This is a genomic window from Paenibacillus antarcticus (genome assembly GCF_001637225.1).
Taxonomy (GTDB): Bacteria; Bacillota; Bacilli; order Paenibacillales; family Paenibacillaceae; genus Paenibacillus_AQ; species Paenibacillus_AQ antarcticus.
Genome location: NZ_LVJI01000035.1, coordinates 38,560 through 51,970, shown reverse-complemented (window position 1 = coordinate 51,970; position 13,411 = coordinate 38,560). Strand labels below are relative to the sequence as shown.

At 46.5% G+C, this 13,411-nt stretch carries 1 protein-coding gene; it reads right to left on the bottom strand.

Annotated features, from left to right (window positions below):
- Positions 1 to 2: 2 nt before the first annotated feature.
- Positions 3 to 13,406 carry a non-ribosomal peptide synthetase gene (locus PBAT_RS19805; protein ID WP_068652159.1) on the bottom strand — a complete coding sequence of 4,468 codons (13,404 nt, stop codon included), beginning with the start codon at positions 13,404 to 13,406 and terminating at the stop codon, positions 3 to 5.
- Positions 13,407 to 13,411 lie beyond the last annotated feature (5 nt).

Here is a 13,411-nt window from a genome sequence, read left to right as displayed (position 1 = left end):
TCTTAAATATTTCCATCTACCTTTATAAGCTCACCAATCGTACGTTCTATACCCTCGGAAGCTGTCATCTCTCGAACAATTGCATAGTAATGCTGTGCCATTGCCATAATGGTTTCCTCATGGAACAAATCTGTCGCGTACTCTAGGCTGAGCACAATTTCCGCCCCGCTCTCCACTGCCTCTAGTGTCAGATCAAACTTACTGACACCTGACTCAAACGGCTGCGACTCGAAGGTCAACCCACCCGTATGAATTGCCGTTCGTTCCATATTTTGCAAAATAAACATCGTATCAAACAGCGGGTTGCGGCTCCGATCTTGTTCAATTCCCAAACGCTCCACCAGATCCTCAAATGGATACTCCTGATGTTCCAGCGCAAGTAATACATCATCATGCAGCTCCTTAACATAGCTGCCAATCGTTCTTGTTGCTTCAGGACGGCTACGAATCACCACCGTGTTAATGAACATGCCGATCAAACCTTCCGCATCGACATGACTTCGTCCTGCCACTGGTGTGCCTATCACAATATCCTCTTGTCCGCTGTATTTACTAAGTAGCACCGCATAAGCACTTAGTAGCACAGTATAAAGCGTTGTTCCTTGTTTTCTGGCTAGGCGATGCGCTTGCTGCGCAAGATCAGCGTCCAATTTAAACGCATAGTTTTGCCCGTTATAGCTCTGAATCACTTGGCGAGGTTTATCCGTTGGCAGTTCTAGCACCGGTAACTCACCCGAGAATGTCTCTAACCAATATCTCTCATGCGCCGCATACACTTCTCCGCTGAGTCGCTCCTCTTGCCAAGCGCTATAATCCCGATATTGCACACGTAGCTCAGGCAGCTCATCGCCGCTATATAGTGCGGTCAACTCTTTCAGAAGTACACTCACAGAAACACCATCTGTTACGATATGATGCATATCCAGCAACAGCAGGTAGCGTTCCTCCTCTAGTGGGACAAGCCCCACCTTTAGCATCGGACCTTTTGCGAGATCAAATGGCCGTATAAATCGTTCCATTAATCGGGTGATAATCTCATCTATCCCTGATTCAGGCAGCAATCGTCTAGCTGTCATTCTTGCCCAAGCATTTCCTTCCAGCTTAAAATCCACTGCAGGGTGAACACGTTGCCTGAACTCACCATTTACATAGTGGAACGTCGTCCTGAGGCTCTCATGTCTAGCAATTAATGCAGCGAATGCTCCCTCAAGTCTTACAGCATCAAGCTGACCACGAATCTGTAGGGCAAATGGTACATGATACATCGTCGCTTCACCAGATATGAGTTGAAGCACATATTGCCTTCTCTGTGCCCGTGACATCGTGTAATACTCTTGATCCACTTGACGCTGAATTGCTTGATACACTTGTGTATGCTCACCATCGATAACAGCCGCCAATGATTCCACAGTTGGATTCAAGAACAATGCTCTCAGTGGCACATGAACTCCGAATTGCTCTTGTAGACGACTCACTAATGCTGCAGCTTTAAGCGAATGACCTCCGAGTTCAAAGAAGCTGTCTGTTACTCCAATATGATCAGTTTGCAATAACTCCTGCCATAGAACAGCCAATCTGCGCTCCGTATCATTTCTTGGTGCCACATACTGTCGCTGACTTAACTCAGTTCGTGCAGGCTTCGGTAGTACCTTACGATCAACCTTACCTGTTGGGGTTAGTGGGATCGCCTCCATAGGAACTACGTGAGCCGGAATCATATACGCAGGTAGCCTGCTGCTAAGATGCTGTCGTAGTTCCGACGTCATGATAGAGAGGGATTGGCTATCATTTTCGATTCTCTGATATGCATCCATGACAACATACGCACATAACGCATGCTCGCCATCTCCCTCTTTAAACGCCACAACAACAACTTCCTTCACATGTGCATGACTCAGCAACTGCTGCTCCACTTCACCAATCTCAATTCGGTGTCCGCGTATCTTCACCTGATGATCCCGACGACCTGCATATACAAATTCGCCGTTTGCCAGTCTCCTGCCTAGATCTCCTGTCCGGTACATTCGTTCACCCACACAGAACGGATTCGGAATAAATACGCCCTCGTTCCATTCAGGATGACTTAGATATCCACGCCCTACGCCTGAACCACCAATGTATAGTTCTCCAACAACACCTATCGGTTGCAGCTGTAACTTGGCATTCAATACGACCATACCTGCACCCGCAATCGGCGTACCAATCGTAATGACTTCCCCTTCCGTCACTTCGCATACCGATGTCCATACCGTCGTCTCTGTTGGTCCATACAGATTAAAGATTCGCGCCTGCGTTACTCTACGTAACCGTTCCAGCAACTCCAGTGTTAACGGCTCGGCTCCAATCATGACTACGCTTAGTGCTTTCCAACTCTCGGTCTGCCCTACTTGTGCCATCCACCACTTAAACCGCGATGGTGTAATTTGGAGGACATCTACCTCGTGCTTAGCCATAAGTTCTTGTAATAAATACGCGTCGTTACGCTCCTCTTCATTCGCAAGCACAATCCGCATACCCAGTGTCAGTGGTAGTAGACTCTCCACGATAAAGATATCGAACGATACCGTAGCCATCGCTAGTATGCCTTGCCCTTCCGCCATTGGAAGTGAATCTCTGAATCCCTTAATGAAGCTGGCCAATCCCCGATGCTCGATCATAGCACCCTTCGGTCTGCCTGTTGAACCTGATGTATACAGCACGTAAGCCAGATGATTCGGTTCGCATACAGATTCGAGATTACTGCGCTCCGTAGCATACAGATCTGGGTCATCTAGATACCATTCTTCGACCGCACTTGGTACTCTTCCCGCGTACGCTTTCTCCGTCAACAATAGTTGCTCGCCGCAATCCTCTAGCATCCAACTTATACGCTCTGTTGGATAGGACGGATCAATCGCGACATACGCTCCACCCGCCTTCATTATGCCGAGGATAGCTACAATCAACTGCGGTGAGCGGTCTGCCATCAGAGCAACGATACGTTCGGGCCCAACGCCACGACTACGAAGCGTGTGCGCTAGACCATTTGCCTGTTCGTTCAGTTCACGATACGTCATTTGCTCCGTACCACACTGAATCGCTGCTGCGTCAGGCGTTCGCTCTGCTTGTTGTTCGATCTCTAAGAGTATAGATTTCCAGTCCGAAGACGTATGGGACTGAGGAAGTTCCTGTTTATCAGTGCAACCGTCCCATTTCGTAGTACACTCTTCCTTCTGAGCATTAATAATCGTTCCATTGTTCATCAAGATACTGCTCTCGAATACATCTAACAGCTCAATGCGTTCAGCTTCATTCAATAATTTCAGCTCGCCAAGGGTTCTTTCTATCCCTCTGTCCGCTGTCATCTCTTGAATAATTGCACAGTAATGATCCGCCATTCGTATAATTGTTTCTTCGTGGAATAACGCAGTTGCGTATTCCATGCTGAACATAATTTCCGCTCCGCTCTCCACTGCCTCCAGTGTCAGATCGAACTTACTGACACCTGGCTCAAACGGCATCGACTCGAAAATCAGGCCTCCAGCTTCAAGCGCTGAACGTTCCATATTTTGCAGAATAAACATGGTATCGAACAGTGGATTGTGACTCTGATCTTTCTCAAGCTCAAGTCGCTCCACCAGATCCTCGAAAGGATACTCTTGATGTTCCAACGCAAGAAGTACATAATCATGCAGCTCCTTAATATAACTGCCTACCGTTCGACCTAGTTGTGGTCGACAACGAATCGCCACCGTATTGATGAACATACCAATCAAACCTTCTACATCGACATGACCTCGACCCGCCACTGGCGTACCAATCACAATATCCTCTAGCCCACTGTACTTACCAAGCAGCACCGCGTACGCACTCATTAGCACAGTATAAAGCGTCGTACCTTGCTCTCTGGCTAGACGATGTGCTCGCTTCGTAAGCTCTTCGTCTAACATGAACGCATACCTTTGTCCCTCAAAGCTCTGTATCAATGGGCGCGGCTTGTCATTGGGCAACACAAGCATCGGTAACTCACCTGAGAACGTCTCCAACCAATAACGCTCATGTGACTCGTACACTTCTCCACTAAGTCGCTCTTCCTGCCAAGCACTGTAATCCCGATATTGTACTCGTAGCTCCGGCAGCTCATCGCCGCTATATAGTGCGGTCAATTCTTTCAGAAGCACGCTCACAGATACACCATCTGTCACGATATGATGCATATCTAGCAACAGTAGTTGACAATGCTCATCTAGTCGAATAAGTCCTGCTCGTAGTAGTGAGTCTCTTCCGAGATCAAATGGTCTTACAAACTGTGTCATTAGATCATCCATCAGTCCGTCTGCCAATGTATCTGTAACTGTCTGCTGACAATCCGCGGAAATAACAGATCCCAGAACCCATTTGTCGGTTATTTCTCTTTCTAAGACATATTGCTCTAATTTGAATGCTCCATATGAATCAATTCCATGCTCAAACTCTTGAACAGGATGAATCCGTTGGGTGAACTCCCCATCCATATAGTGAAACGTCGTCCGCAAGCTCTCATGCCTAGCAACTAAAGCTCCGAATGCTTCCGCAAGTCTTACGGAATCTAGCTTGCCACGAATCTGTACCGCGAACGGTACATGATACATCGTCGCTTCCCCAGATATAAGCTGGAGCATAAATTGCCTTCTCTGTGCGCGCGACATCGGGTAATACTCTCGATCTGCTTGACGCTGGATTGCTTGATAAGCTTGTTTACGCTCACCATCGGCATCGATAACAGCCGCCAATGACTCCACCGTTGAATTCAAGAACAATGCCCTAAGTGACACATGCACTCCGAATTGCTCCTGTACACGACTAACTAATGCTGCCGCCTTAAGTGAGTGACCCCCGAGCTCGAAGAAGCTGTCTGTCGCTCCAATGTTGTCTATTTGCAGTAGGTCTTGCCAAAGTGCAGTCAATCTACGCTCCGTCTCATTTCTTGGCGGCGTATGCTGAGGTTCGCTCCGCTCAGATACCTCCGGCTTCGGTAGCGCCTTACGATCTACCTTACCTGTCGGTGTCAGTGGGATGGATTGCAGTGACATGACGTAAGATGGAATCATATACGCAGGTAACCTACCACTCAGGTGTTGTCTCAATTCCGAAGTTACACCTGAGAGGGACTGGCTATCATTTTCCACTCCCCAATGTTCATCCAAGACAACATACGCACAAAGCGCATACTCACCGTCAGCTTCTTTAAACGCCATAACGTTTGCTTCCTTCACTTGTCCATAACTCAGCAACTGTTGCTCTACTTCGCCAATCTCGATCCGGTGTCCACGTATCTTCACCTGATGATCCCGACGACCTGCATATACAAATTCGCCGTTTGCCAGTCTCCTGCCTAGATCTCCTGTCCGGTACATTCGTTCACCCGCACAGAACGGATTCGAAATAAACACGCCTTCGTTCCATTCAGGATGACTTAGATATCCACGTCCTACGCCTGAACCACCAATATATAGTTCTCCAACAACACCTATTGGCTGTGGCTGCAACTTGGCATTCAATACGACCATCCCTGCACCCGCAATCGGCGTACCAATCGTAATGACTTCCCCTTCCGTCACTTCGCACACCGATGTCCATACCGTCGTCTCTGTTGGTCCATACAGATTAAAGATTCGCGCCTGCGTTACTCTACGTAACCGTTCCAGCAACTCCAGTGTTAACGGCTCGGCTCCAATCATGACTACGCTTAGTGCTTTCCAACTCTCGGTCTGCCCTACTTGTGCCATCCACCACTTAAACCGCGATGGTGTAATTTGGAGGACATCTACCTCGTGCTTAGCCATAAGTTCTTGTAATAAATACGCGTCGTTACGTTCCTCTTCATTCGCAAGCACAATCCGCATACCTAGTGTCAGTGGTAGTAGACTCTCCACGACAAAGATATCGAACGATACCGTAGCCATCGCTAGTATGCCTTGCCCTTCCGCCATTGGAAGTGAATCTCTGAATCCCTTCACGAAGCTTGCTAATCCTCGATGCTCGATCATTGCACCCTTCGGTCTACCCGTTGAACCTGATGTATATAGCACGTAGGCCAGATGATCCGGATGGCACACTGATTCGAGATTACTGCGCTCCATAGCATACAGATCTGGGTCATCTAGATACCATTCTTCGACTGCACTTGGTACTCTTCCCGCGTACGCTTTCTCCGTCAACAATAGTTGCTCGCCGCAATCCTCTAGCATCCAACTTATACGCTCTGCTGGATAGGACGGATCTATCGCGACATACGCTCCACCAGACTTCATTATGCCGAGGATAGCTACAATCAACTGTGGTGAACGGTCTGCCATCAGCGCAACGATACGTTCGGGCCCAACGCCACGACTACGAAGCGTGTGCGCTAGACCGTTTGCCTGTTCGTTCAGTTCACGATACGTCATTTGCTGCGTACCACACTGAATCGCTGCTGCATCCGGCGTTCGCTCTGCTTGTTGTTCAATCTCAGTTAAAATACTTACCCATTGTGCATGTTCATCGGCAGGGATGAAGCCATCTGTCCCAACTTCACTCTCGCTACGATTAAACACGGTTAATAACTGAGCTTTTTCTTCGTCATCCATCATAACTAAATTACCTAATCTTCGTGTGGATCCGTCGCTAACGGTCATCTCACTTACAATTGCGAGATAATGACGCGCTAATCGCTGTATCGTCTCTTCATGGAACAAGCTCGTTGCATATTCCAAAGTAAACTCGATTTCGTTTCCACTTTCTGCTGCAATCATGGTCAGATCGAATTTACTTATCCCTGGATCGAACTGTAATTGCTCGAAAGTTAATTCTCCCGCTTTCAGTACCGAGTGATCCATATTTTGCAAAATAAACATCGTATCGAACAGTGGATTACGACTTTGGTCCTTCTCAATGGCCAACCGCTCTACCAGTTCCTCAAACGGATACTCCTGATGCTCCAGCGCAAGTAATACTTCATGATGAAGCAGATTTACGTACTCACCCAACGTCCGCTCTTCTTCTGGTCGAGTTCGAACGGCAACTGTATTAACGAACATTCCGATTAAGCCTTCCACATCAACATGGCTGCGACCAGCTACAGGCGTACCGATAATCATGTCCTCTTGTCCGCTGTATCTGCCTAGTAATATCGCATAAGCACCTAATAAGACCGTATAAAGCGTTGTGTTATTCTCACGCGCTAATCGACGAGCGCCTTGTGCCACTTCTGCATTCAAAGTAAAATGAATGGTCCGTCCTTCATAGCTTTGAACCGACGGACGTGTCTTGTCCGTTGGTAACTCCAATACAGGTAACTCTCCTTCGAACGTCTGCAACCAATGTTCCTGGTGCCCCGCATAGCTAGCTCCTTGCAGTTTCAGTTCTTGCCATACTGAATAATCTCTGTACTGTATAGGAAGATCCAAAGGAATGTTACCTCCGTAGAGGTCAGTCAGCTCCTTCACCAGCACGCCAATGGATACACCGTCAGACACAATATGATGCATGTCCAGCAATAGTAAGTGACCATCCTGCTCCATCGAAACCAGACCCACACGAAGCAAGGGCCCTGTTTCCAAGTCGAATGGTTGTATAAACTTCAACATCAGCCCATCGATAAAATCCTTGGTTGTCACTATTGTAGAATCGGACAACATGCTAGATTTCTCATCTTCACTCAATTCAATGTTCTCAAGTTCGAACATCAGATTAGTGTGGATACGCTGGTTGAACTCAATCCCCTCATAATGAAAAGTTGTCCTCAAAATTTCATGTCTCGTGATGACTGCAACAAATGCCTCCGTAAGCTTGACGACGTCCAGCTTCCCACGTATATGCATAACAAATGACAAGTTATATGCTGTATCTTCTGCTGACAATAGCCCCAATAAATATAATCTTCTTTGTGCCCGTGACATCGGATAATTCGCCTGATCTGGTTGTCGCTGAATTCGTTCATATGTCGGTGTTAACTGACCTCCATTGCGATTTACCTCGTCTGAAATCCACCCTGCCATCAATACAACAGTGGGTGCCTGGAACAGGATACCGAGGGGCACCTCGATGCCAATCTTCGCATGAATTCGGCCCGCCAGAACTGCAGCTTTAAGTGAATGACCACCAAGCTCGAAAAAATCATCGTAAATACTAAACCCACCGAAGCCTAATACATCTTGCCAGACCTCAGCTACATTCGCTTCCAATGTTGTACGTGGCAATACAACATCTCTTACTTCCTGCAACTGGAGGGAAGGCTCAGGCAGAGCCTTGCGATCTACCTTACCATTTGGTGTGAGTGGTATCGCATCAATCGCTATTAAATAAGATGGGATCATGTAATCAGGCAACTTGCTCTTCAGGCTATTTTTAATTTCAGCCTTTTCGATTTCACGATTCAGAACAATATAAGCGCATATCCTTTTGTCACCCTCATTGTCTTCAGTAGCGATGACAAAAGCTTCCTCTACCGCCTCATGCCGTAACAAGTGTGTCTGTATTTCACCCAACTCAACACGAATGCCTCTAATTTTAATCTGGTGATCCAATCTGCCCATATACATGGCATTGCCGTCTGGTAGCCATTTCGCTAGGTCACCCGTACGATACAACAGCTTACCGTCCAGCATTGGATGCCGGACAAAACGACTTGCAGTCAACTCGGGTTTGTTATAGTAACCTAGTGCTAGACCGCTACCCGCGATACAAAGTTCTCCAGTTACCCCTATTGGGGCGAGTCTGTCCCCGAAGCCTAATATATAAATTTCGACGCCATGCATCGGTCCTCCAATAGGCACAGTCTTTCCAGATGGCATTCCATGTTCATACACATACATGTTGGAACAAATCGTTGCCTCAGTCGGTCCATATCCGTTTACAATACATATATTTGGATTCAGACTTACGAATAACTCCAGAGTCTCATCCTTAATAGGTTCAACCCCGACTAGCATTTTGTTTAGCTGAAGTTTAACTTTCGATTGCTCCAATGCGCGCGCAACATCTTTAAGTAGCGTCGGAGGAATGTAGGCAAAGGTCACCCCCTCCGAGGCGATTACGGAAGCAAGTTGCCTTGGGTCAATCAGTTTGGGCTCAGGATAGAGGATGACGCTTGCACCAAACATAAGCGGCATAAACAGCTCGCATACACTCACATCAAACGAAATGTTCGTCAGACTTAAGCATCGATCGCGTTCATCGAACCTCTCACCAAAAAACCGCTTGAGCGAATGACTGAAATTGAATAAGCTACGGTGGGATACAACTACACCCTTGGGTTCGCCTGTGGATCCAGAAGTATAAATAACATACATAGGATCTTCAACAGAACCTGTCATCTCCAGATTACTTTCATCACCCTCATATACATAATCGCCATCAAGCCCGATCAATTCTATTGAAGATTCAATTTCCACAGCATCCATTTGATCTGTTAGAAGAAGTTTCGTTTCACTATCAGACAATAAATAATCAATCCGTTTTTGAGGGAAATTCGGGTCAATGGGTAAATAAGCGCCGCCCGCTTTCATGATAGCGATCATACCTACCAGCATAGGTATGGATCTTTCTGCCATGACACCTACAATGGTATGGGCACCTACGCCGCTTCGTTGAAGCCTTCGAGCCAATCGATTCGATCGTTCATTGAGTTCTCTGTATGTAATCGACTCTCCCCGATGCGAAATCGCGCAACTCTCCGGCACCCACTGCACCTGCTCCTCGAAAGATTCATGAAACCTACGCGGTGGGTCGAACTGTGTATCACGACTTCCGAAATCAGTTAGAAGTTGATTATAATCTTGAACAGATAACATTTCGCAGTCCGCTAATGTATGTCCTGGATTGTTTGCTACGTACTGTAATAAGGATATATAATGCCGCATAAATGTCTGTGCAGTCTCAGGACGGAATAAATCGGTACAATACTCGACGACTAAACGAATCCCTTCTTTTCCTTCGACTGCTTGAATCATTAGATCGTATTTAGCCGTTCCATGGGGGAATCGTTCATGCTTATAGGTCAGACCATCTCCGGAAAAGTCTGGCGTATTCAAATTTTGCATAATAAACATCGTATCGAACAGAGGATTTCGACTTGCATCACGTCTGTCGACCAGTTGAACTAACTCTTCAAATGGGAAATCTGCATTTTTATATGCGTTAACCGCTGTTGCTTTCACCTCAGACAACAACTGTAGGAACGTTTTATCGGCTTGTGGGTAGCCTCGCAACACAAGAGTACCTACAAACATACCCACAACTGACTCTACTTCACGATTTACGCGTCCGGAAATGGGTGTACCGACAGCAAAATCTTCTCCACCCGTATACTTCGCAAGCAGTGTGTAATATGCAGAGAGCAATACCATAAATAATGTGCTTTCCGTCCCTTTTGCCAATTCTCGAATACTTGCACTCAACCCAACATCCATATAAAGATCAAAGGTCTCGCCACGACTACTCTTCACAGGAGGACGAGGAAAGTCCGTTGGTAACTGAAGAACAGGCCATTCTCCCTCACATTGATTCATCCAGTACTGACGCTGACGCTCCATCCGTTCCGATTGCGGTAGTTGTTGCTGCCAAGCAGCATAATCACGGTATTGCAGCTTAAGTGGTTCTAATAGATCTCCACGGTAAATCCTAATAAGCTCACTGAGTAATATACCTGCCGACATCCCATCAGAAGCAATATGATGAAGATCCAACAACAGTACATGTTGGTCTGGATTAATCGTGAGTAATGTCGCATAAAGTAGTGGAGCCTTGCTTAGATCAAACGGAACAAACATATTTTGTAACACCAACGAAAGATCTTCTTCGTTCACCTGCAACCTATTTAAAGTAAAGGATACATCTTCATGAACAATCTGCCGAATTTCTCCCTCAACAACAGCAAACGATGTTCTCAACATCTCATGGCGTTGAATGAGTGTCTGAATGGAAGATTCCAGCTTAGCCGCATCAATAACGCCATCAATGTGTAGGAGTTCCGGCAAATTATAGCTTCGATCGCCAGGCGTTGCCAACTGCTGAAGATACATTCGTTGCTGCGGAGAAGATATGGCATAATGCTCGGCGGATGGAATCGGCAATATGATGATTGCTTCATCCTTCACTTCTTGAACAGACTTCAATCGACGTTCAGCTACTTCATCTACAAACGATCCCAGTACAGGGTTAGCGAGCAGATCAACGACTTCAAGCCGAACACTCAATCGTTCACTCAACCTATTCATAATTTTGAGAGCAATGATAGAATCGCCGCCAAGCTCATAGAAATTGGCCTCGGTATGAAGCTCGTTGTATCCGAGTATCTCCCCCCATACCTCTGCTACGCTTTGTCCCACTTCCATATTGCCGCATTCACCGAGTAGTAATACGGCTTTACCTTGCCCCTTATCTACTTGATACTGCTGCTGAAGCCTACCACGCCATTTAGCAAATGTTTCTTCCATTTCGATTCTCAAGTCCGCTGGAACCTCATTGCGTGTCCACAGGTCCTGAATCATGGAGAGAGGGGAAATATTCGGCTTGTCACTTGACTCTTCAACCCAACAGGAATGCCGGTCGAAAGGATATACGGGGATAGGAATACGTTGACGAGACCCTCTACTGTACATCCGTGCCCAATCCATTCTAACGCCAGCAACATAACGCTCAGCTATTTGGTTTAATATCCCGCGGTCTCTTCGTTCACCGCTCGCTTCGTGATCCAGAAGCTCCTGCACAAGTACTTCGTCACTAATAACAGCGTCCGACGAAGCTGACAGCCCATAATACACATCCTGCGTATTCTTGTCCCCAATCCGCTCGATGTCGAGTGAGTTAAGAATTCTTCTAAGCTCAACCTGATCAGTAGCAACGATAGCAAGTCTATACTTGTAATGACCACGTCCCGTGGCGGCGGTGAAACAAAGGTCTTCCATGCTCCAACTATCCATATCACGGGCGGATATCCATTCCTGATAATTCTGAACGATCTGTTTCAGTGCTCTCTTGCTATGCCCAGATAAGCAGAGAATACTCACATCATTCTTACTAATCTCATTGTTTATTTGAGGAGCTTCCTCTAATACGACATGACAATTGGTACCACTCATACCAAATGCACTAACCCCACATCGTCTCGCCCCGTCTTCATCGCTCCATGGCATCAACTCGTTATTCACATAGAGAGGTGAATCAACAAATGAAATTTTGCGATTGGGTAATCGAAAATGTAACGTCGGCGGAAGTTGTTTATTGTAGAGCGAGAGTACTCCCTTTAGTAAACCGGCAATACCAGCCGCATGATCTAGGTGACCGATATTACTTTTAACAGAACCGATTGCACAGAACTGCATTTTATCCGTAAATCGGCTGAATGCACGTGTTATACCATCAACCTCAATCGGATCTCCAAGCATAGTCCCCGTACCGTGTGCTTCCATATAAGTCACCGTCTCAGGATCAATTCCCGCAGCTTCCCAAGCACGAACAATCACATCCTCTTGTGCCAACGCATTCGGAGCAGTAATACCAACTGAACTTCCGTCTTGATTGGTAGCACTACCTTTAATGACAGCATAGATATGATCTCCATCTTGAAGCGCTGTAGACAGTGGTTTAAGTAACATGGCTACAACACCGTCCCCGATACCTGTTCCATCCGAGGAATCATCAAACGGTTTGGCACGATTATCGCTTGATTCAATACCTAACCGAATACCGATATCAAGCGGTAATAGATTGATCTTTACGCTGCCAGCCAATGCCGTGTCACATTCTCCACTGCGAATAGACTGACAAGCCAGATGAACTGCCACGAGCGACGATGAACATGCTGTGTCTACACTAATCGCCGGTCCTCTTAGATTGAGTAAATATGAGATCCGGCTTGCTATCATTGAGCTTAAGTTACCTGGTGCCGCTAAAGAGAGAGCTTCCGGGTTAACCGCCTCGATCACTCTTTTGTAATCATGCAACGCATCCGCATTATGACCGATAAAAACACCCGTACGTGTACCTTGAAGCGCCTCTCCCCCATATCCACCATCCTCAAGTGCGTTACAAGCCGTCTGTAGAAATAACCTCTGGTTGGGACTCATCAAAGAGGCTTCTTTGGGAGATAACCGAAAGAATGAATAATCAAATGATGAAATATCGTCCAGATATGCTCCATCAAATATAGAAACGTTGTTGTACATTGCTCCCAGCTTGTGTAAATACGGCTCAAGTTCACGTCGACGAGACGCTGGAAATTCACCTACACAATCGATACCACTAAGCAACACGTCCCAAAATTCGTTATGAGTCTGAGCCTGAGGCAACTTTGCGGAAATACCTACAATTGCTATTTCGTTTAATGATGTTTCTATAATTTCATCATCGAATATGTCCGATTTGAGTATATCCGATTTCTCCTCCAGCAGATCAAGTTGAAACATGCCTC

Bases quoted from the DNA above. Each gene is read 5' to 3' on its own strand.
- PBAT_RS19805 (WP_068652159.1), bottom strand. From the start codon at position 13,406: ATGTTTCAACTTGATCTGCTGGAGGAGAAATCGGATATACTCAAATCG.